Source organism: Methylomonas methanica (assembly GCF_001644035.1).
GTDB lineage: Bacteria > Pseudomonadota > Gammaproteobacteria > Methylococcales > Methylomonadaceae > Methylomonas > Methylomonas methanica_A.
The window spans coordinates 1-21,337 of record NZ_LUUG01000091.1 but is presented as its reverse complement, the minus strand read 5'-3'; the positions used below and the strand labels follow the sequence as shown (position 1 = coordinate 21,337).

The following is a 21,337-nucleotide window of genomic DNA, read 5'->3' as shown; positions in this document are numbered from 1 at the left end:
TCGCCGGCACAGGGCGCGAACGTCAATCGGCGTATTGATAAATCGGATGAATGTGAGTGTTATGGTCAAGTTTTATCAACTCTTGGATCAGCCCATCGTTTAGGCCGTACACCCAACCGTGCAAAGTAGGCTTATGTCCATGATGTTTCCAAGCGGATTGGACGATGGAGGTATGCGCCAATCGATAGACCTGTTCGATAATATTCAACTCGATCAGGCGATCAGTTTTTTTTGCTGGATCGAGGTGTTCCAATTCGTCTTGATGAAGACGATAAACATCTTTGATGTGCATCAGCCATTTATTGGTGATGACCAAATCGGATTTTTGAGGTTGAAGCGCGGCTTTTACACCGCCACACCCGTAATGACCACAAACGATAATGTGTTTAACCTTGAGCACGACCATGGCGTATTGCAGCACGCTCAGGCAATTGAAATCAGTGATGATCACCTGATTGGCAATATTGCGGTGCACGAATATTTCACCGGGCTGGGCGTGTACTACTGTTTCAGCAGGTACCCGGCTATCTGAACAGCCTATCCAAAGAAATTCAGGGCATTGCTCTTTGGCCAGATCGATGAAGTAGTCGGGATCTCTCGCCAACAAGTCTTCAGACCAAGCTCTGTTTTCTAAAAGTAATTTGGCAGGGGTAAGCAAACGCGCTCCTTGATATGACCGAATCTGTGATGAACAACACACTATCGTACTGACCTAACCTTTCATAAACCTTTCAAAGTGTATTTGCTGACGATTAATCTTTTTCTGGGAAAGGCTATTGCAATGAGTTAGGCCTGATGAGTTTTCGAAGGCTTTGCGGGGAAATGAGTTTTGTTTTTGGCGTTCTAAGCCGTTGTTGACGAGGATTGATCGACAGGTTCGGGGTTATGTTGAGCGCAACCGGCTACCAACATCAGGCTGAAGACTAGCAAAGTCGAATAAATCAAGCGTTTGAGATGTTCGTTGGAATGCATTGAAATTTGCGTTATTGATTAGGTCGGAGAGTGATCATAGCGTCTATACCTTTCAGCAACCTTTCAAACAGTCTGGTTTGTTGTTAAACGTGGTCGGTAAAGACAGCTTCGATTCGCGTACCGTAGTCCGCTTCGGATCGACTGCGAATACTGATAGAAGCGTCATGCAAATCTGCAATTTCCTTGACGATGGCCAGACCCAGTCCACAGCCGTCTCCGGGACTGCCCGGCACACGATAGAAGCGCTCGAAAATCTTGTCTTGTTCGCTTAAAGGAATGCCCGGACCGTCATCTTCCACGATCAACTTGGCATGCGGGGCAGACTCGATGCTGACACTGATATGGCCACCGGCCTTGCCGTAGCTGATCGCGTTGTCCAATAAATTGCCTAACAGTTCGCGCAGCAGTACGTCATCACCACTGACCTGTACGATGTTGCCCGGTGCCTCAAAGCCGAGTTCGATTTTGCTATCCAATGCTTTAGGCACCCAGTCCATACAACATTCACGTACCAATCGAGTAAGGTCTATCAGCCGTAACTCCGGTGCACTATGTGAAATCGACTCCGATCGAGCCAATACTAATAGCTGGGTGTTTAAGTGAGCGAGGCGATTGGTAGAGTTTTTGATATGCGTCAGTGCCAGCCGCATGCTTTCCGGGTTGTCGGCGCTGAGCGCCCGTTCCGCCTGTATCTTTAGACCTGCCAATGGCGTTCTGAGTTGATGCGCCGCGTTTTCAATGAAGCGCTGTTGCGTAATCAGTGTCGATCCCAACCGTTGCAGCAACGCGTTGATGGTATTAGTGAGCGACCGCACTTCCAGCGGCACGCCGGCATCGGCAATAGGATCGAATTCCTTGGCCGAGCGGCGCGCGATCATCCGTGCCAAGTCATTGAGGGGGCTCAGGCCTCGATTGACGCCGGTCCAAATATGAAAGCCGGTAATCAACACCAGCAAAATCTGCGGCAGGATAACCGCGATCAACAATTCGCTCATCATGTTACGCCGCTTGTTGACGGTTTCCGCCACCGAGACAATGACATGCTCGGTGCTGGTTTTGGGCACGGTGAGCACCGACACCACTCTGACCGGTTGCTCGTCGATTTCGCCATCGAAAAATAACGGTTGATCCTTGTTTAATTCTGAAATGGATGGACTGGGAAGGCCATCATCCCCCGCCATAAAACCGGTCATTTGTGATTCCACCTTATAGAAGGTTTCATCCATATCATCCCAGCGGAACACTTCCACAGCGATGGGGGGTAATTCGAATGTAACATGATCCTGTTGTGCCTTGACCTCTTGCACCAAGGATTTGGCAGAATCCAGTAGCCAGCGATCATAGGCTTGATTCGTAAAATGCGTGGCGACATAGTAAGACGCCGCAGCATCCAATATGACAACAAACAACAGGGGCAAGGTCAGCTTCGAGAGCAACTGCGCCCTGAGGCTTTTGGGCTTATTCATCATCAGAGTGCTCCAGTAGATAACCCAGTCCTCGCACAGTGCGAATACTGATACTCAGAGGCTCCAAACGTTTGCGAAGCCGATGAACGTAAACCTCAATCGCATTGTCGGCGAGTTCTTCCGAGCGCACGGCAAGCCGTTGAGCAATACTGTCCTTACTGACTACGCGTCCGCTTTGCAGTAATAATGCTTCCAGTACGCCGTATTCCCTGGGTGGCAATCCCAACGCTATGCCATCGGCCATAATTTGCTGATCGCGGATATTCAGTGTCAGTCGGCCAAACCGGATGTCGTTATCAAAACCGCCGTGACTGCGACGCAGCAGCGCTCTGACGCGCGCTTCTAACTCCCGAAGCTCGAATGGCTTGGTCATGTAATCGTCGGCCCCTAACTCCAGACCGCCAACCCGGTCGTTAAGTCCGTCACGGGCTGTCAATATCAATACTGGAATCGCTGACTTTCGGGTGCGCAACTGTCTTAACACCTCACGTCCATCCATATCCGGCAACCCAAGATCCAGTATCAACAAGTCGTAGGGTTGAGTGCATAATGCGCTGTTCGCATAAGTTCCGGTCTCCGCGAGCGTCACATCGAATCCCCAATCGCCAAGGCTACGTGACAAACCGTCACCTAGAACGGCATCATCTTCGACCAACAGGATTCTCATTGGCAGGCCTCTGGGTAGTTGTAAGGTTCATGAAAGCTTGTTTGGATATGATGGCAAGGTTTGCTTGAATTCAATGGTTTGGTTTTCGAGTTGTTAAAGCATGTAGTCTGGAATTTCTGTTGAACCCTTTGTAACGGCGTAACCAGTCATGCAGGTTATGGCTTATTCGAAAGTTAGTTAACAGTGGTCATTTTAACTTTTAATTCTCGGACCGTATTTTTGCGGAACGAGGCGGTTAACCAAGTGGATATAGCCCTTATTTTGATATTGATTTTAATCAACGGCATTTTCGCCATGTCGGAAATGTCGCTGGTCTCATCCGGCAAAGCTAGGCTGCAAAAGTTGGCCGATGAAAAACGGGCCGGTGCGGATGCCGCCTTGAAATTGCACGATGAACCTTCGCGTTTTTTATCGACGGTACAAGTCGGCATTACCTCGGTCGGGATCTTGAGTGGCGCACTGGGCGAGGATGCGCTGACCGAGCCATTAATCGGGCAATTCAATCAATTACCGCTTTTAGTGCCGTATGCCGAAAGCCTGGCCTTGGTGGCGACCGTCATTTTGATTACCTATTTTTCGGTTGTAGTCGGTGAACTGGTTCCCAAACGTCTGGCCTTGCTAAGCCCGGAAGGCATTGCGCTGTTTGTGGCTAGGCCGATGAATGCCTTGGCACTGGTTGCCAGCCCTTTGGTTTGGCTACTGTCTTCATCCAGCAGTTTACTGTTGCGCATCATGAGAGCAAACCAACCGCCACAGGCCACAGTCACCAACGAAGAAATCAAAATACTGATGGATATGGGTTCGGAAGCTGGGGTGTTTCATGCCAGTGAAGGACATTTGGTTTCCAATGTAATGAAACTGGATGAACAGCGCGTCGGTGCCATCATGACCACTCGCAAGGATATTTTTGTCATCGATTTAGCCGATGACAGTCATGAGGTGAATAGTTTGATCGCCGATTGTCCGTATTCAAGAGCGTTGGTTTGCCGCGATGGTCTGGATAATGTGCTGGGTATATTGCAACGCAGTGATTTATTGAAAACCCTGATGAATGGTGGAACAGCGGACATTGCCAACGCGCTGCGTACACCACTTTATATCCCAGACTCCTTAACACTTCCGCATCTTTTAGAGTTTTTCAGGGAAAAGCGCTGCGATTTTGCACTGATCGTCAATGAATACGGCGACTTGGAAGGCTTGGTCACCCTAAGCGACGTACTGAAAGCCATCGTTGGTGACATGCCGACAGCAGATGACGACTTTGATCCTGATGTGGTGCAGCGCGACGATGGTTCATGGCTAGTGGATGGCGGTTTATCGATCAACCGATTGAAATCGGTCATCGGTATGACTAGCCAGTTTCCAGGCGAGACAGCCAATTCTTTCAACACAGTGGGCGGGTTTATTTTATATTTCCTTGAGAAAATTCCACGAGTAGCCGACAACTTTATATATGAAGACTGGTATTTCGAAGTTGTCGATATTGATGGGACTCGAATCGATAAAGTCTTAGTGGCAAATAAAGCCAAAGCGATTGACTGAAAAAGAGAAATTTCTTGTTCTGATAATCAAAGCCCATTGGCTTGTCTCGGTAAACCAACGATCCGCCATAACCTTCGGCAAAACCGATTCGTTCCAATCAGTTCTTCTGTCCACAACGACGAAGCCATGACAACCCCGCTGAATCACTTGATGCCATAAATTTTAGCCGGAATAAGATGATGGAATTCAATTAGAATTCGATTGTCACTGACTAGGCGTTCGCATGGGAATAGCGTCCATATCCTTGTACCCATATAACCTACGGAGGGGGCAACATGAAAAAAACTGCGTCAATTCATGGACTTTTTTCTGTTAGGCGTGTTCGCTATTTTGCCGATTTTGGTTGTCGTCCAAATCGTGGTGCTGATAGAGCGCTTATTACGGGATACTTTTCTAAGTATCCACGGTTATTATGAAAACTATTGAATAACGCTGTCATTATTTGCCATCACGATGTTAGGCTTAATTTTTCTGGGTTTCAGAATTCGCAGCGGGAAAACACATGTGTTTTCCGTGTTGGAATCTTATCTGGAAAAAATGCCCGTGTTGAGTACCGTTTACCTGGCCAGTTAGAAACTCATCGGCATATTTTCCGGTTATGGTCAGGATAAGCTACGCGAAATCAGCTATGTCGAATATCCTAAAGACGGTGTTTGGGTTCCCGCTTATGTCACCAATAAATTGGATCGACTGTATGTGCTTTACGTCCCCACCTCGCCAAATCCAACATCAGGATTCACCGTGATGGTTGATGAATCCAAAATCGTCAGATCGGCGATGAGTTTTGAAGAAGCATCCAGTTTTATCATCAGTGTCGGCGTTGATTTTGCCAAGTTGGATGACGCGCCATCAAAGCTGCTGTCCAATAAATAGTGATGAGCTGTATATCTATAAGCAACATGACAACCCAGTTTACTCAGGGAATGTCACTTTGTACAAAGCCCCCTTATTGCCGGTTTGATTCGGAGTTTAGGTTGGCCAATCCCGTCTTATTTTCGTTGATGGCACTTTGTACAAACATTTGTTTCAAGCGGTTAAAGGCAGACCAGAAACTGGTGTCCATGACCACGCGATTGCCGATCGACACGATAATTTTAGAAAGCTTGGGAATGGCATTGGTAACCGATACGATATAAACCGGCTGCACATAAAGAACGCTGTTACCCATCGGCATAATAACCATGCGTCCCAATTTAACCTTTGTGCCGCCATGATTCCAAAGGGTGAATTGTGCCGAAACTTCCGGGTCTTGGTCGATTAGCGATTCTACTTGTGTCGGACCATTGACTTGCACATCCTTAAGGAACTTATAAATAGTAATAGTGGGTTTATATGTCGAGCCGCAATTCACGCTATCTGTTGTGCCAGCCATTCCAATCATGCTGAGGTTGTGGCTATTGACGGGCGTCATCGGGTTCAACAACACGTATTCTTCCTTGCCATTGCAGTTGCCAAAATCGATAGTTTGATAATAGGGTTTGACCGGCTCACCGCGGACTTTAGCAAATTCCCAGGTTTCGGCCTGTTGGTAAAATAGTTCGGGCTCTTGTTGATGGTATTTGGCATAGGCTTTCATCTGCACATAATACAAATCCCTGGCATAACGCAAATGCGACGATAGCTCGGGAGACATCTCGTTCAGATTTTTGAACAAGCTCGGATAAGCAAGGTTATATGCCTGAATGATAATGTCCGATGGATCTGAAATAAAATATTGCACACCGCCGTCCAAGGCATCTACGACGATTTTCACGGAGTTGCGGATATAGTTGAATTCTTTAGTGCCGCCTTGAAATTCTTCGCTTACCGCCTTGGTTACCGGATAGCGTGACGACAAGGTATAGGCATCTTGTATCCAGTAAAACCGTTCCTTGGCTACAACCAAATAGGGATCTTTATCCAAGCTCAAGAAGGGTGTCAAAGCTTGAATACGCTCTGTAATGTTTCGGCGCATCAAAACTTGGCTTTTATTGGTAATATTCGGTGAAAAAAATAGGTTTTGATCCTGAAAATAAGCCGCCAATAATGCCTTTCTAAAGGTCGAGGAAATCGGAATGCCAGCCGCACCGTTATAAGCACTTTTCACGTCCGGCCCGGATTGTGTACCGGAAATTTGCACAATATTAAGGTTATTGGGTTCGATAGCGTAGGTATAATTCTCTTGTCCATAATAAATATCCGGATAACGCACCGATAAACCAACGTCCGAACTTAGGTTTAAGTCGCGCAGGTACCAGATAATGGGGGCATCGGCATCCTGACCGGCCGATGTAACGACTCCGCCGTAACCGTGCGTATAGCGCAAGTGGGTATTTTCCCAGTTTTGCGCTTCGGTTGGCAGTTTGGACAGGTTGAGTTCCCTGGCCGCCAGATTGACCTGCCGGGTGTGATCGCTCAAAAAATAGCGATCTTCGTCAACGGACAGAAATGTATAGTAAGGCCTTATCGACTGCAATTGTATGTACGTATCGAGCAGCACTTCCCTGTCCCAAACAGGAATATTTTCAAAGTGTTTCTGGGTGCTCCACGCGTTAATGTCATCGGCAGCGTTCAATTTGATGGGCAACTCGACCGTTTTAACATTCTTAAGGTCAAACGCATCCAGCGTCGCTTCTATATTGTGCTTTATAAACGGCTTTTCTGTTTTTACCGGATTGGGATTGACGATATATTCCTGGATCAATTCCGGAATTAATTGAATATTTTGCAGCCCGATAACACTTAAAAATGCAATGATCGATAATGATAGAGGCATTAAATTTCGGTGTTTTTCCGAAAAAATAAAAAGGGTTGCCGTCACCACACTTGCGATGAACGTAAGAATTTGCAACCAAATCAAGGGAAGCTGGTATCGGACCTGCACGAAACCGGGGCCGAAAAATACAGGCTCGTGGGTATCGTTATAAAGCAGTGAGAACCGTTCCAGCAAAAAACCCCACACCACAAATAAAGCGACGGAAGCAACTAATACGATCAAATGAATTTTAGCGCCCAACGGAAACGTTTTGCCTTGATTAGGCAAGAGTAAATGTTCGAGAACATACAAAATACCCACCAGGCAAAGCAGCACGCCGGCAGTCGCCAATAGCTCATTTTGAATCAATTGATATAGGGGATACGAGAGCATGTAGAAACTCGTGTCGTACCCGTAAACAGGCTCGACTACCCCCGACGAACCGCCGAAAAAATAGAGTAAAGAGGTTTCCCAATGATGGTAGAACGGTATTGCAATAAAGATGGCTAGCAGTAATGAGATCGGCGTGTAAATTTTTACCGAGATATTGATAAATTTTACGGCGAAACGTTCGAATTTTAAGCGCTTATCACGATTGGCCAGTATCTCATTCGGCGGATTTAAGCCTAAATATCGGGACGCAATCCAAAAATGAAAAAAGAAACTAAAGAAAAAGAATAATGTAACGAGGCCGGACAATATGAATCGATAAAGAAGCCGAAGCCAAAAATACGATTCAAACTTAATCGCCTTAAACCACCATAAATCAACAAAAAAATCGAGAAACACATACTGAAAAATCGCATACAGTATGAATATAACACCAATAATAATCCCAATAACTGCGGATAGGCGCTTCAGTTTACGCATAACGTCCTCCTTCATAGTGATTAACGGACGCCCCGACCTAAGCCAGAATTTAAACGGGATTCCGAAACCAATCGTAACCTACAGGGTATCGACATAGCAAAACAGGTTTTAGGCATGAATGGTGTCAGGTGCAAGACCTAAGAAATTACCCAAACAAGCCTAGATTACCGAAGCTTGCAGAGTAAAATCTGATGGATCAAAGCTTTGTCGATTTCGTCGGGTTATATGGGCTGCGGGTATCAGGCGCATCACACCGATCTCGCGATCAAGACCACGCCGGATAGCGCCAGAAACAGCGAAAAAATCCGCCGAAATTTCTCGGCGTTGATTTGGCTGTAAATCGCCTCGTCAATTAAGCCGAAAATCATCACCGCTACCGTCAGGTAGATGACATTGTCGAACACCGGAACATCGACCTGCTGGCGATTGAAGAAGCCCAAGGTCAGCAATTGCACCACGGCAAAAGTGCCGTAACAGGCTGCCACGGTCACGCGCGCAACATCCTTGGGATAGTTTTTATGATGCACCAGTGCCGTCAATAAAGACCCTCCCAAATTGCTGACGCCATGCACCACGCCCATCGCCACGAAGTACAGCGTTTCCTGGCGCATCAGGCGGTCGATGACTCTGCCGACGGCGGCTGACCACTCCTTGAAGGCGATGAACAATAAAAACGGACCCACGATCAAGCCAATATTGATTCGTACATGGGTCACTAAAAACAGAAACACCGCGATAGGCGGCAAAGTTAGCAGCACGATCTTGCGGTAGAACGTCCAATCGACATGCGCGTGATGTTTGAGGACTTGCATCAGGTTAACCGCCAGTGAAACCGGTAAAAGCACGATCAGGACGTCGACAAACTCGTAACCCAAAAGCAGCAATAACGGCGTGCCGAACAGCAGTATGCCAGCGCCAAATAGCGATTGAATGATGGCGGTGACAGCCACGGTTATCATGATTTCCATGGGCATTGCGTTCTCCTAATGTTGTTGATTTAGCAAACCATGTTGTTTGAACCAGTAACAAGATTGCTTTCGACATGGCAAATTGCCGCAGCAAAGCATTCAAATACCTGGATCATGCCTACGTAACAGCATGTCGCTTGATTGTTATATATGCTTGCTATCAATATAATACCGATGACTCATTATATTAAAGGCTTTGTATCCGTGCATTCCAAATTCGGCTTTCTGAGTTACGAAATCAGTCACATCATCCGTCAACGCTTTAACAAGGCCGCCGAACCCCTTGGCTTTACTCATGCACAATGGCGGGCTTTGGTGCATCTGTCGGAAAATCAAAATTGCCGGCAGATCGATCTAGCTGAGATTCTGGAAATCAAACCGATTACTTTGGTCAAACAGATAGATTTACTCGAAGAGTCCGGCATGGTTGTCCGTAATAAGGACATGGATGACCGACGCGCCTATCGCTTGTCCATAACAGACAAGGCTCTCACGGTAATGGAAGCACTTTGGACGATTGCCGACGCCGTCGAAGTCGAAGTGCTAGCGGCATTGAGCGCGGAAGAAAGACGCCTTATGACATCTTTGCTCGGTAGGGTCAAAACCAGTCTTACCACTGATTCAAATTAAGCTCGCGACCTACAACGCCAAACTGCGACAGCCCCCCATAAGCTGCCCAATCTAACCCTAATTTCCTGCTCCTACCCTTTAGGCTATGCCCGGCGTGGCCTTTTTAACATAGGTTGAACATGCTTTTATTATCAAAAAAACCAGACTGGCTAGGCAACATCCGTGGCGATGTGCTGGCCGGAACCGTGGTTGCATTGGCCCTGATCCCGGAAGCCATTGCCTTTTCCATCATCGCCGGCGTCGATCCCAAAGTGGGCTTATATGCCTCGTTTTGTATCGCGGTGATTACTGCGTTCGTCGGCGGCCGCCCCGGCATGATCTCGGCCGCGACCGGGGCGATGGCTTTGCTGATGGTGACATTGATCAAGGATCACGGCTTGCAGTATCTGTTGGCAGCCACTTTGTTGACCGGCGTTTTTCAAATCCTCGCCGGCTATCTGAAGCTCGGCAGCTTAATGAGCTTTGTGTCGCGTTCGGTGGTCACAGGCTTCGTCAACGCCTTGGCGATTTTGATATTCATGGCGCAATTGCCGGAGCTGACTAACGTGACTTGGCATGTTTATGCCATGACCGCCGGCGGCTTGGCGATTATCTATCTATTCCCCTACTTGCCGGTCATCGGTAAATCCGTACCTTCGCCGCTGGTTTGCATCGTCAGCATGACCTTGGTGGCCATGTATTGGCAGATCGAGATCCGCACCGTCGGCGATATGGGCCAACTACCGGACACCTTGCCAATGTTTTTATGGCCCGATGTGCCACTGACGTGGGAAACGCTGAAAATCATTCTGCCGTACTCGCTACCGCTGGCGGTGGTCGGTATGCTGGAATCCTTGATGACCGCCACCATCGTCGATGAATTGACCGATACCAGCAGCGATAAAAACCGCGAATGCAAGGGTCAGGGTTTAGCCAATATTGGCGCCGGTTTATTGGGTGGCATGGCCGGTTGCGCGATGATTGGGCAGTCGGTGATCAACGTTAAGTCCGGCGGGCGCGGGCGCTTGTCCACCTTGGTGGCGGGCACGTTTTTATTGATCATGGTGGTGTTTTTGGATGAATGGATTTCCAAAATCCCGATGGCCGCGCTGGTGGCAGTGATGATCATGGTGTCCATTGGTACCTTTAGCTGGCGGTCGATACTTAATCTGAAACAACATCCATTGTCGACCAACATCGTCATGCTATCCACCGTGGTGGTCGTGGTTTGGACGCATAATTTGGCGTTGGGCGTGTTCGTCGGCGTATTGCTGGCCTCATTGTTCTTCGCCAACAAAATCAGTCATTTTATGTACGTGGAATCGAAACTGGACGAAGACCACAGCACCCGCACGTATAAGGTCGTCGGCCAAGTATTTTTCAATTCGGCCGACAAATTCGTCGCCGGTTTTGACTTCAAGGAAGCCGTGGAAAAGGTGGTCATCGACCTCAATCGCGCGCACTTTTGGGACCTGACTTCGGTCGGTGCGCTGGATAAAGTCGTGATCAAGTTTCGCCGCGAAGGCGCCGAGGTTGATGTTATCGGCATGAACGCAGCAACCAGTACCATTGTCGACCGCTTTGGTGTTCACGATAAGCCCGAAGAAATCGAAAAAGTCCTGGGGGGACATTAATGAGCAGCTCACAAAATCTGGTATTAGCCGGTATCGACGGCTCATCCTTAACCAACGCTGTCTGCGATTATGCCGCCTGGATTGCACAAAAAGTGGATGCCCCGTTAAAACTGTTACACAGTATCGACCATCACCCGGAAGCAACCGATCATAGCGATTTGACCGGCAATATCGGCGTCGATAGCCGTGATCATCTGATGGATCAATTGACGCAACTGGAGCAGCAGCGCAGCAAATTGCGTTTGCAACAAGGCAAGCAATTACTGCAAGCCGCCAGGGAACGGGTAATGCAAGCCGGCGCTCTTGATCCCATCACCAATCAACGCCACGGCAGTTTGGTTGAATCGCTGATCGAGTTGGAAAACGACTTGCGGGTGCTGGTGATCGGTGTGCGCGGCAAGGTACACGACAATCAGCCGGATAAGATCGGTGCCAAGCTGGAATCCATTATTCGTTCGCTGCATAAACCGATTTTGGTGGTCAACGCCGAGTTCAAAGCACCCGAGCGTATCATGCTGGCTTACGACGGCAGCCAGGCCGCCGAAAAAGCCCTGGACATGGTTGCCAACAGTCCACTTTACAAAGGACTGGTTTGTCATCTGGTTTGCGTGAGTAAGGACGAAGGCAGGGGCCAACTACTTGAGATGGCTGCCAACAAACTGCAACTGGCCGGCGGTATCGAGGTCATCGCCAAAAAGCTGATCGGCATACCCGAACAAGTCCTGTCCGAATATCAAGGGCAAAAAGGTATCGATATGACCGTAATGGGCGCATTCGGCCATACCCGTATTCACGATTGGTTACTGGGTAGTTTTACGGTGAAGATGCTGACTAACAGTCGCAGCCCTTTGTTATTGTTACGATAACTTAGCAGCGTAAATAGCTTCGTTAATCCCCGAATGACGACGTGCTTGAATTTTTTTTATAATCAGGAAGATTTGATCGTAAGACTTCATTCACTTAACCGATGATATTGGACAAAAGGACCGTTATGGCATTGCCGAACCCGTCACTGCAAAATAGAAATTTGCAGTTGGATTTTTTTAGAGGTTTGGCACTGATCGTGATTTTTATCAATCACATGCCCGATAACCCCTGGTTTTGGTATACCCCTTCTCGATTCGGCCTCAGCGACGCGGCGGAAGTGTTCGTGTTTTCATCAGGCTTTGCTTCGGCTCTGGCTTATGGCCGTTGCTTCGAGCATGCAGGACTGTGGCTGGGATTAATTCGCATCCTGCATCGCTGCGTGCAAATTTACAGTGCGCATCTCGCGTCGTTTGTACTGCTGGCTTTGGTTTGCGTCATCGGGAATCGTTGGGTGCCGGAAATGGACGATATTCAACGCCTGAATATCGCCTACTTTTTCGACGCCACCCAACAAGCGCTGTATGAATTGTTCACCTTGGCCTATGTGCCCCATTATTTCGACATCCTGCCCATGTATCTGGTGATGATAGTATGGCTGCCAATATTCTGGGTGTTATCCCGTTTACATGTCGGCGTGGCCTTAGCTTGCTCGGTAGCCCTGTATTGCGCAAGCCTTCACTACGGCTGGGAATTGAGCGCTGATCCTGCGAGCAGCCGTGCGTGGTATTTCAACCCCTACAACTGGCAATTGATGTTTTTCACCGGTTACGCCTTTGGTGCAGGCTGGGCTAGAGTTAGCGTAAAACACAGCTGGCTATTGGCGCTCTGCCTGGCGCTAGTCTTGGTGTCAATCCCCTTGGAGCACGAGTCCACTTATACCCAAATCAAGTTCTGGGGCGAGCTTCGCGCCAGCTTGACGCCCTGGCTGGACAAAAGCCACTTAGGGGTGTTGCGTTGGCTGCATTTACTAGCGTTGGCGTATCTAATGCATCACGTGTGCAACTGGCGACCGCAGTGGCTAAGCGGCGCGTTGCCACGCTCTATTGCCACCATGGGTCAACAATCGTTACGGATTTTCCTGTTTTCCATGGTGCTTTCTTATGCGGGCGGCATCTGGCTGGATCACTTAGGGCGCGAGACATGGCTGGCAGCGGCCTTGGTCAATGTCAGCGGCTTGGGGCTGATGTTGCTGACCGGCCAGCTCATGGCATGGCTGGATACCAAACCCTGGAAAATTTCGCCAACAGCAAAGTTGGCGCAAGGCGACAACAGTGACTATTCGGAGCAATTAACTGCGCCTTATCGTTGGGGCAACCAAGCCCTGGCACTGCCCTGCTTGATCGGTTTGGCGGCGCTGCCAGCCGTTTTAACAAACGCACAACGCTTCAGCGCGGCAATCACGCCTGACCTCGTCGTTCAGCTACACGAAACCGATACTGAGGCGTTGCAACAAGTCGAAGCCCTATTGCCAGAAGCAGAGACCGGTAAAGTGATTGACAGCCGGCAACAGCTTTAAGGAGGCTGTGATTAAGTCCTTCGACAAGCATATTACCGACAAGGACATAAAGACGAACGATGTGTTGTTGATTTCGCTGTTGGTGAGCTTGTCTAACGATGTTCGTAATGAACTCGTTCAAAGTTTCCTCAACTGACGTTAGGCTGATGGAAGCACAAGCTGTTCATCAGTTTTTCTTGCATTTGATGGTCATTTTGCTGACCGCTAGGCTGTTTGGCGAACTGTTCGCGCGCCTGAAATTCCTCCGGTAGTAGGTGAGTTGTAGGCCGGTGTTCTGCTTGGCCCCAGTTTGTTAGGCTGGATGGAGCCTAGTCAGGTCATTAAACTATTAGCCGAGATCGGCATTATTTTGCTGTTGTTCGAAGTTGGTTTGAATACCGACATCCGCCAGCTGGCAAAATCCGGTTGGCAAGCCTTGTTTATCGCAGTCAGCGGTTTTCTTTGGCCGTTCGTGTTCGGTTTCAGTCTCAGTCATTGGTTGTTCGAACGCAGTTTGCTGGAGTCGCTATTCATCGGCGGCACGCTGACCGCCACCAGTATCGGTATTACTATCCGCGTGCTCACCGATTTAAAACGGCAACACAGCCACGAAGCCCAAGTGGTGTTGGGCGCTGCCGTGATAGACGACATCCTCGGCGTAGTATTGCTGGCCGTACTTTACGATTTTTTCGCTGGTTGGAGAAATCAACACCGCCAATGCCCTACAAGTCATCGGTTTGATCGCCATGTTCTTTGTTTTGGCACCGCTGTTTGCTAAAGCCATTTCCTTGCTGATTCGGCAATTTGCCAAGATCAGCCAAACCGACGGCCTGATTCCTACGCTGATTGTCTCCCTGGTATTGTTCTTTGCCTGGCTGGCTCTCGAAATGGGAGCTCCGGAATTACTGGGTGGCTTTGCCGCAGGCCTGGCGCTTTCGCGACGTTTTTTTTCTGCCGTTTGGAATGGCTTTGCACGAAGACCCGGATTTTACCGGCCGCATCGAAGCCCAGATGCGGCCAATCATTCAATTATTCGTGCCGATATTTTTCGTGATGGTCGGGCTGTCGCTGAATCTGCGTGAAATCGATTGGACCTCACCATTCATTTGGTGGTTTTCGGTCAGCCTGTTCGCTGCCGCCATCGTCGGCAAGATGCTGGGAGCTTTATTGTTGCGCGGACCGTGGACGGAGCGATTGGCTATAGGCATTGCCATGATTCCGCGCGGCGAAGTGGGTTTGATCTTCGCTGAATTGGGCCGCACCTCCGGAATTTTGAATAACGATATCTACGCGGCGCTGATTATCGTGATCGCCATGACCACGCTACTGTCACCCATTTTGCTGAAAAGCTATTACCGTAGGCGGCGATTGGTCTAGGACGTTCTGGTCAAGTCCTTCGACAGACTTAGGATGAACGGTATATTATTGATTTTGTTTGTAATTATATTGTCCAATCATGCGCGAAATCAACTTGTCCAGGTTTCCAATAAGCTAGTTATGCTGGTGGCGAGCGTTTTCGGTGGAGTGTAGCTAGTGCCAACATCGTTATCTCTTGTCTCAAAGTTTGTTTTCTTTAAAAAAGATACAACAGCTATTTTAACGCGGTGGCTATTGGCGTTGACCATATCGCCCCTTACCTAAGGATCGAGGAGCAACGGAAGCTTGTTTGATGCTATAAACCCTGGACTTGAATATCGTCAATCCTGCGCATACGACAGTCAAGTTGCCGCGCTGGATTGAGAATTTTACGGAAATGACGACTTCAGAGAATTTGAGGACCGGGTTAATAAAACCCAAAAGCCCTGACCAACTGCGTTATATTGATAGCTATGAAACCGAAAGCTGCTTTTCCCTTAATCCTAGCTAGAACAGCCGCCTTATCCTGGACGCTGATGATATCGTCCCCTTTAGCTTGTTTCGCGTCGGATTTCCTTAAAGTGAGCGGAATGGAGATCAGGGATAATTACGGCGCGGGTAAGGAAGTTCATCTTTACGGCACTAATTTAGGAGGCTGGCGGGGCCACGAACCCTGGATGTCGCCGTTGGCGGGGGCATCAAACGAGTGGGATGCACGAAATATTCTTAGCAATCGATTTGGCAAAGAGGTTGTCTGGGATCTTTACAACACGTACTGGGATTCCTGGATCACGGAAAACGATTTCAAGAACATCGCCGAAGCCGGTCTAAATTGTATCCGTTTGCCGATATATGCATTCAACCATATGGATGACGAGGGCCACTGGAGACTGGACGATACTGGCGCCATTGATTTATCCAGAATCGAGTGGACCGTAAACAAAGCCCTGGAATATGGGCTCTACACCATCCTTGACCTGCACGGCGCGCCTGGGTCACAAAACGGAGCACATCATTCGGGCCGACAAAACGGGGCTCTACTGTACTCTACGCCGCTATATCAGAATCAACTGGTAGAGCTTTGGGAAACCCTTGCCACACGCTTTAAGGACAATGCCGCCGTGGCCGGTTATGACCTGTTGAACGAACCCTCCGAGACATTTCCCGGCAGGATGGGAGCCCAGGTGGTTAATCTTTACGACCGTCTGTATCACGCAATCCGCACGATTGATCCCGACCATATCATCATTATGGAAGCTATCTGGTGGTGGAACACACTTCCCAATCCCCAAGAGAAAAACTGGGAGAACGTTGTCTATTCCTTGCATTATTACCAATGGCAAAACAATAACGATTTCACCGTGATGAAAAACTCCGTGGATGGGTGGGTACAAGATGCTCTGGAATGGGGCACAAAATATAACGTCCCGCATTTTATAGGGGAGTTCACATTGTTTGAAAATGCCGAATCCTGGAATTACGGGCTTCAGCAATTTACAGAAACCGGCAGTCATTGGACCACTTGGTCTTATAAAGTGGTGGGCCGCAATAACTGGGGTATGTATAACGCAGCAGGGCAAAACAGCAATGTTGCCGATATTACTGCGGATGATTTAAACACGATCAAACACAAATGGAGTCAGTGGAACACGGCGGAATATTTTTCACCCAACCCCACCGTCATCAACGCCATGCAAAAAGCAACCTCAGGCCGAAACCTGAAGCGGCCTACTAAAGCCTCTAGTGCTAGATTGGAAACACCGGCGGAACCTAAAATTGTTGGTTTAGCTAATTGAGTATCCATAATATGGGCTTGCGCTTGAAGCTGCTCGGACCCGCAAACGGCGCAGTTTTTGGAATTCATACACTGGCTAATGACTCGACACTTCTGCTCGCCTTATCTTCTAAACAGGCTTATATCGCCACCGGCTTGCCATGCATCTTCGGGTGCTGAGATAAATTACAAATAAAAACCTTTGGGGCGATAAAAATCCACCGCTAATTGCCGTTAGCGTTGCTTTTTCACTCGCCTTTACGAATTTCCTCTCATTCTTACGGCAAGGAGAGGAAACAGCAAAACAGAAATCATGCCGGCACTGACTAGAACCGCCGCGCGATCCGGGGCCATGAGGCCGGACGAAACACCAATTTCGGTAATGATGACGATCAAGGGTAGACCCGTGGCGGAATACAGCGCAAACGGCAACCTGTCTTTTGGTGCTAACGTTTGGTTGTAAAGCACTATCGGCGCACCCCGAACCACGATTAACAGCCCTAACAAGCTGGTCACCTGGACCGGCACCAGCGGGTTTGCCCACAGTGCATTGATGTCAAATTTCATGCCGGCAACTATGAAGAAAATGGGAATTAAGAATCCATAACCAATCGCATCCAGTTTCTGCCGGAGAATCACGCCACCGTCACCTTTACTGGCAAGACCCACGACCATGCCAGCTGCGAATGCACCAACCACCACATTCAATCCAAACTCGCCTGCTAAAACCACCAACAGGGCTTGAAGGGCAATACAGAGTCTCACCGGCAATTGACCGGTGCTTTGCATGGTTTGGGCAAGGAGCTTTATTAACGAAGAAGAGCGGGCATTGACTGCAATATCCGCAATCACAAAAGTAATCCCTACAAAGGCTACGATGAAAACGGTATGCAAGAATGTACTATGAGTTGGGATGACCAATAGGGAGACGACAATTAATGGGCCGAACTCGCCCATCGCCGCCGCCGACAGCAGCAACTTGCCGAAATCCGTAGTCGAAATCCCTTCATCCCGAAGTATGGGCGCCAATATGCCGAGTGCGGTGGTCGACAAGGCAGCGGCGGCCAACAGCGGCGGCGCCTGAATCAGGCCAATGGCATGTACGACATACATACAAGCCATGGCCACTGTAAAAGACAGCAGCCATCCGCCGACGGCAATGGTCAAGGGTTTGCCTTGAATTTCCTCGAGATTGATTTCCAGGCCCACCATAAAAAGCAAAAATGTAAGACCTAACTCGCCAAGCATACCCACTAACCCATCAGGAGATACCCAGTTGAATATATGAGGACCGACAATCATCCCCAACAGCATTTCAGCGACCACCACCGGCATTCGAAAGCGCGTCGGTATTTTGACCAGTAAGGGAGCGAAAGCCGCCACCAGGGCTATGACAAATACTGCTATACGGTAAGATTCCATGGCGGTCTCCTGGATTTTTGCGGGTTAACAAGACTGGAATGTCAGGCCAATTTAATGAACCATTCACTAAATTCGATCTTTTCGCAAATCATTTTCCAGTAACGCTTCATAAACTGGTGGGTTTCCCAACCAATTCGCTATTAGTAATGCTGTAAAACAGGCGATGAATAGCGGCAAAATCAATGTGTAGTTGCTGGTCATTTCAATGATCAACACAATAGCAGTTAGAGGTGCTTGCACCACCCCGCTAAAATAAGCAGCCATGCCAACCACGGCAAATAACTTTGAGTCCACATTTAATTCTGGGAACAGTAGTTGTATGGCTACACCGACCGCCCAACCCAGCAGTGCGCCCAATACCAGAACTGGCATAAAAATCCCGCCCGCTGCGCCTGAACAGGAACAGGCAATCGTTAACACAAATCGGCCGATAAAAAACAACGCAATCGTTTCCAACGGTAGTTGCCGACCTTCCAGTATCTCGTTCACGAAGTTATGTCCGCCGCCTAACAATTCGGGGGTTTTCCAAGCCGTAACGGTTAACGATATCGTCAGTGTTATCCACCAAAACCATTTGGGCCAAAGGTGCAAGGTAATCAATCGCTGTCCCCATAATAAGGAACGAGTGAATAAACTACCCAATAGGGCGGAAAGTATGCCCAATGGCAAGAATGCGATCAGAAGGTTAAGTGGAGGAGTCGTAAAATTCTCGAAATGAAAAGCCGGTTGTTGCCCTAACACCGCTCTACAAACCATGTCAGCCGTGAGGCAAGCGATGGCAGCGGTAAAAAACTCAAGCGTAGAACACCGCCTCTCAAGCTCTTCAAGCACAAAGGTCAATCCAGAAAGCGGCGCGTTGAATGCAGCCGTGAGTCCAGCTCCGCCACCGGCTGCGACCAAAATTAAATGATCGGTATTTTTTTTATTCGGCCAAAGATTTGCAAGACCTTGGCCGATGGCGCTTCCCATATGCACACAGGGCCCCGCCCGCCCGACTACCAGACCTGCGACATCCCCGATGAGCATACTAAAAAACTTGGCAATCAACACCCGCAACCAGCGACAACGGCGTCGTCCTATGAGAATGGCTTTAATATGCGGGATACCGCTTCCGCTAGCCTCTGGCGCAAGCCATCTGATAACACCGACAGCGAGAACTAAACTGATTAAGACTAGGCCCATGATCAACCAGGGGCCACTTTCCGTGTTCTGAAGTGCGAAGGCTAAAAAGTTATTTCTAAATGCTTCGGCACTATCCATAGCAAGGTGAAAGAGTACCGAAATGCTACCTGTCAACAGTCCAAGTAAAACGGCCTGTGGTAACAAACGGCTATTCCGCCGCACCTTGTCTGCCGAGGGATAGAGTTTGGTTTCTGATTGATCAATTTTCAACAAGTTGTCCCGAGTGGCAATACCGTAGCTATCATGTCGGATAAGTAAAAGGCAATCGCGACAACGTTAGTAGCTGAACACAATATCCAGCCATCAAAAATCGTATGGATGTCAGCATTCTAAAGACAAAACAATGTTTGTGTAAACAATGTTTGCCGCTACACAATAATATTGGCGGGGGATGGGCACTTATCCTAAAACGGACAGCCGGCGCATACCTCTGCCGACGTTTAGGACGTTGAATGTTGAGGCCAACCACCACTTTCAAAATTGCGTATCAACTGTCATATCGGGTAGCAATGCCTCTGAATTATTTGAGACTCGCAAACCAAGTCTCAATGAGAGGGCGATAAGGGTAGCGGCGCCAATCGATAGTATCAGTGGCGACCATTGAATTCTTTTTTCTCCGAATTTGCGGGGCCAGTTGAAGATCGGACAGACTTTTCCACTTTGGATTCCGGTGCTGCGGCAAGGCGTGCGGCTTTACGATTAGACCGGACTAGGCATGCCAGTTTCTTCGGGTCTGAATAAATGTCGCGACCACGAATACTTCTGATTGAATTTTCCCGAGTTCTCGTATACGAAAGCGATATGCCACAGTTTTTAGCTGCTTGTTTTAGAGCGCTGGAAGATGGCTTTGCTGGTCCGGATTGAGACACCAGCTCCGGATTGTTTTGCCCGCAACCTAGTAGACACACCAAGCCGGCAAGACAAAACATATCAACACAACGCATTTGGATTCTTAAAAACGTTGAGGGCTTAGGGGAATATCGCTTTAGCAAAGTAACCGCAATAGTCGCCGCGTCTTGGACGGCACAAAACCAAGTCCTGCTACGATTTCGATTCGATGCCATCCGCGCTTTCCTATCTTAATACACGGTTCAAGTCGGTGAACTGCTGGATAAGCGTAATGTCCGGCTCGTCAAGCAGATTGGGCGATTTGAGCTCAATAACGAAGGCGTTACCGTAGTTTGACAATATCGTCCTTAATTGGAACTTGCTGATCTAGTGGATTTCCTAAAAGTTGAAACTGATTTGCCGATTTACGCCGTCGTCGACGACGATTTATCGATAGGAACCGCGTTCTGTTGTCCGCAGCAGGATGTCAGTAACATGAAGGAGGTCAGGCACACCCAATATATGAAACGCCTGATATGATTTTTTGGAAACATCGTCATTTCGTATTTTTATGTTGCTTTGAAACAGTTCCTATTGGAAAAGAAAGGTGTTCAATTAGCCTGATTAGGACATGTACTGACTTTCTATTTCGCGTCAACCTCATGTGTTGGAGGCAAGCTAAGGGGGCAGTTATTTCAACGTATTTTCGACTTTTGAAACCACATCAAGCATCTTCACATCAGTTGAGCCGCCCTTAGACTTGCCCGGGGCATTATATAGCCGCATAATGTTTATGCAAACAATGTTTGCCTGAACATAAAAAACCGTGAAGTGCCGCTGCTGCCTTTCTAAAGAAATTAGTTTTAGGTTGCAAGCAATTCAGCACTCGGGAAGCGGGAGCAGATCTAGCCACAACAACGGTTTGGTGGATAATAGGGGCTGTTGCCATTT

Annotated in this window: 18 protein-coding genes and 1 pseudogene; 12 read left to right on the top strand and 7 right to left on the bottom strand. The window is 48.5% G+C overall.

The features are described 5' to 3' along the window. Positions 1–22: 22 nt before the first annotated feature. The 3 genes from can to A1332_RS16620 all read right to left on the bottom strand — a co-directional run bounded on the left by can (position 23) and on the right by A1332_RS16620 (position 3,105). A complete protein-coding gene (can, locus tag A1332_RS16630; protein ID WP_064009557.1) occupies positions 23–658 on the bottom strand; it encodes a carbonate dehydratase in 636 nt (211 codons plus the stop codon). Positions 659–1,055: 397 nt separating this feature from the next. Next, entirely contained in the window at positions 1,056–2,441 is a 1,386-nt protein-coding gene (locus A1332_RS16625) for a sensor histidine kinase (protein WP_331709884.1), read from the bottom strand. Beyond that, positions 2,431–3,105, bottom strand: coding sequence for a response regulator transcription factor (locus A1332_RS16620; RefSeq protein WP_064009556.1), 675 nt, complete (start codon positions 3,103–3,105; stop codon positions 2,431–2,433). The genes A1332_RS16625 and A1332_RS16620 overlap by 11 nt, the downstream gene beginning before the upstream one ends. A 243-nt stretch (positions 3,106–3,348) precedes the next feature. On the opposite strand from A1332_RS16620, the gene A1332_RS16615 reads away from it, so the two are divergent. The 4 genes and pseudogenes from A1332_RS16615 to A1332_RS26355 all read left to right on the top strand — a co-directional run bounded on the left by A1332_RS16615 (position 3,349) and on the right by A1332_RS26355 (position 5,520). Continuing rightward, positions 3,349–4,647, top strand: a complete 1,299-nt coding sequence (locus A1332_RS16615; RefSeq protein ID WP_064009566.1) for a hemolysin family protein — start codon at positions 3,349–3,351, stop codon at positions 4,645–4,647. 297 nt (positions 4,648–4,944) lie between these two features. After that, the gene (locus A1332_RS26360; RefSeq protein ID WP_269454667.1) at positions 4,945–5,073 is read left to right on the top strand and encodes a hypothetical protein; all 129 of its coding nucleotides are present in this window, start codon (positions 4,945–4,947) and stop codon (positions 5,071–5,073) included. A gap of 153 nt (positions 5,074–5,226) precedes the next feature. Continuing rightward, positions 5,227–5,367 (top strand): annotated as a pseudogene (locus tag A1332_RS26545) (hypothetical protein); the annotation flags it as partial. A 24-nt stretch (positions 5,368–5,391) separates the two neighbouring features. Continuing rightward, entirely contained in the window at positions 5,392–5,520 is a 129-nt protein-coding gene (locus A1332_RS26355) for a hypothetical protein (protein ID WP_269454666.1), read from the top strand. A gap of 73 nt (positions 5,521–5,593) precedes the next feature. Here A1332_RS26355 and A1332_RS16605 read toward each other — a convergent pair whose 3' ends face one another. Both A1332_RS16605 and A1332_RS16600 read right to left on the bottom strand, forming a co-directional pair. Beyond that, positions 5,594–8,251, bottom strand: a complete 2,658-nt coding sequence (locus A1332_RS16605) for a UPF0182 family protein (protein ID WP_064009555.1) — start codon at positions 8,249–8,251, stop codon at positions 5,594–5,596. Between the two features lie 248 nt (positions 8,252–8,499). After that, a complete protein-coding gene (locus tag A1332_RS16600) occupies positions 8,500–9,225 on the bottom strand; it encodes a TSUP family transporter (RefSeq protein WP_064009554.1) in 726 nt (241 codons plus the stop codon). A gap of 168 nt (positions 9,226–9,393) precedes the next feature. Between A1332_RS16600 and A1332_RS16595 the strand changes: the two genes are divergently transcribed. The 8 genes from A1332_RS16595 to A1332_RS16570 all read left to right on the top strand — a co-directional run bounded on the left by A1332_RS16595 (position 9,394) and on the right by A1332_RS16570 (position 16,976). Further along, entirely contained in the window at positions 9,394–9,849 is a 456-nt protein-coding gene (locus A1332_RS16595; RefSeq protein ID WP_231890338.1) for a MarR family winged helix-turn-helix transcriptional regulator, read from the top strand. Positions 9,850–9,968: 119 nt separating this feature from the next. Beyond that, positions 9,969–11,462 (top strand): SulP family inorganic anion transporter, encoded by a 1,494-nt coding sequence (locus A1332_RS16590; protein ID WP_064009553.1) that lies wholly within the window; start codon positions 9,969–9,971, stop codon positions 11,460–11,462. Next, the gene (locus tag A1332_RS16585; protein ID WP_064009552.1) at positions 11,462–12,328 is read left to right on the top strand and encodes a universal stress protein; all 867 of its coding nucleotides are present in this window, start codon (positions 11,462–11,464) and stop codon (positions 12,326–12,328) included. The genes A1332_RS16590 and A1332_RS16585 overlap by 1 nt, the downstream gene beginning before the upstream one ends. Positions 12,329–12,453: 125 nt before the next feature. Further along, positions 12,454–13,845, top strand: coding sequence for an OpgC family protein (locus A1332_RS16580; protein ID WP_064009564.1), 1,392 nt, complete (start codon positions 12,454–12,456; stop codon positions 13,843–13,845). Positions 13,846–13,952: 107 nt separating this feature from the next. Then, on the top strand, positions 13,953–14,096 hold the full coding sequence (locus tag A1332_RS26105) for a hypothetical protein (RefSeq protein ID WP_231890337.1): 144 nt from the start codon (positions 13,953–13,955) through the stop codon (positions 14,094–14,096). Positions 14,097–14,146: 50 nt separating this feature from the next. Continuing rightward, positions 14,147–14,602 (top strand): cation:proton antiporter, encoded by a 456-nt coding sequence (locus tag A1332_RS26100; RefSeq protein ID WP_231890336.1) that lies wholly within the window; start codon positions 14,147–14,149, stop codon positions 14,600–14,602. Positions 14,603–14,733: 131 nt separating this feature from the next. Then, positions 14,734–15,201, top strand: coding sequence for a cation:proton antiporter (locus A1332_RS26095; RefSeq protein ID WP_231890335.1), 468 nt, complete (start codon positions 14,734–14,736; stop codon positions 15,199–15,201). A 569-nt stretch (positions 15,202–15,770) separates the two neighbouring features. Next, positions 15,771–16,976 (top strand): glycoside hydrolase family 5 protein, encoded by a 1,206-nt coding sequence (locus A1332_RS16570; protein ID WP_197491490.1) that lies wholly within the window; start codon positions 15,771–15,773, stop codon positions 16,974–16,976. Positions 16,977–17,212: 236 nt separating this feature from the next. Here A1332_RS16570 and A1332_RS16565 read toward each other — a convergent pair whose 3' ends face one another. Together A1332_RS16565 and clcA are read right to left on the bottom strand one after the other, a co-directional pair. Next, on the bottom strand, positions 17,213–18,376 hold the full coding sequence (locus tag A1332_RS16565) for a cation:proton antiporter (RefSeq protein ID WP_064009550.1): 1,164 nt from the start codon (positions 18,374–18,376) through the stop codon (positions 17,213–17,215). Between the two features lie 66 nt (positions 18,377–18,442). Next, positions 18,443–19,768: a H(+)/Cl(-) exchange transporter ClcA gene (gene clcA, locus A1332_RS16560; RefSeq protein WP_231890334.1), complete on the bottom strand. Its 1,326-nt coding sequence runs from the start codon at positions 19,766–19,768 to the stop codon at positions 18,443–18,445. Positions 19,769–21,337: the final 1,569 nt, after the last annotated feature.

Excerpts from the sequence above, each read along its gene's own strand:
- A1332_RS26100 (WP_231890336.1), top strand. The coding sequence starts at position 14,147 with ATGGAGCCTAGTCAGGTCATTAAACTATTAGCCGAGATCGGCATTATT.
- A1332_RS16570 (WP_197491490.1), top strand. The coding sequence starts at position 15,771 with ATGGAGATCAGGGATAATTACGGCGCGGGTAAGGAAGTTCATCTTTAC.
- A1332_RS16595 (WP_231890338.1), top strand. The coding sequence starts at position 9,394 with ATGACTCATTATATTAAAGGCTTTGTATCCGTGCATTCCAAATTCGGC.
- A1332_RS16605 (WP_064009555.1), bottom strand. The coding sequence starts at position 8,251 with ATGCGTAAACTGAAGCGCCTATCCGCAGTTATTGGGATTATTATTGGT.
- A1332_RS16620 (WP_064009556.1), bottom strand. The coding sequence starts at position 3,105 with ATGAGAATCCTGTTGGTCGAAGATGATGCCGTTCTAGGTGACGGTTTG.
- A1332_RS16565 (WP_064009550.1), bottom strand. The coding sequence starts at position 18,376 with ATGGAATCTTACCGTATAGCAGTATTTGTCATAGCCCTGGTGGCGGCT.
- A1332_RS16625 (WP_331709884.1), bottom strand. The coding sequence starts at position 2,441 with ATGATGAATAAGCCCAAAAGCCTCAGGGCGCAGTTGCTCTCGAAGCTG.
- A1332_RS26105 (WP_231890337.1), top strand. The coding sequence starts at position 13,953 with ATGAACTCGTTCAAAGTTTCCTCAACTGACGTTAGGCTGATGGAAGCA.
- A1332_RS26360 (WP_269454667.1), top strand. The coding sequence starts at position 4,945 with ATGGACTTTTTTCTGTTAGGCGTGTTCGCTATTTTGCCGATTTTGGTT.
- A1332_RS26355 (WP_269454666.1), top strand. The coding sequence starts at position 5,392 with ATGGTTGATGAATCCAAAATCGTCAGATCGGCGATGAGTTTTGAAGAA.
- A1332_RS16600 (WP_064009554.1), bottom strand. The coding sequence starts at position 9,225 with ATGCCCATGGAAATCATGATAACCGTGGCTGTCACCGCCATCATTCAA.
- A1332_RS16585 (WP_064009552.1), top strand. The coding sequence starts at position 11,462 with ATGAGCAGCTCACAAAATCTGGTATTAGCCGGTATCGACGGCTCATCC.
- A1332_RS16590 (WP_064009553.1), top strand. The coding sequence starts at position 9,969 with ATGCTTTTATTATCAAAAAAACCAGACTGGCTAGGCAACATCCGTGGC.
- A1332_RS16580 (WP_064009564.1), top strand. The coding sequence starts at position 12,454 with ATGGCATTGCCGAACCCGTCACTGCAAAATAGAAATTTGCAGTTGGAT.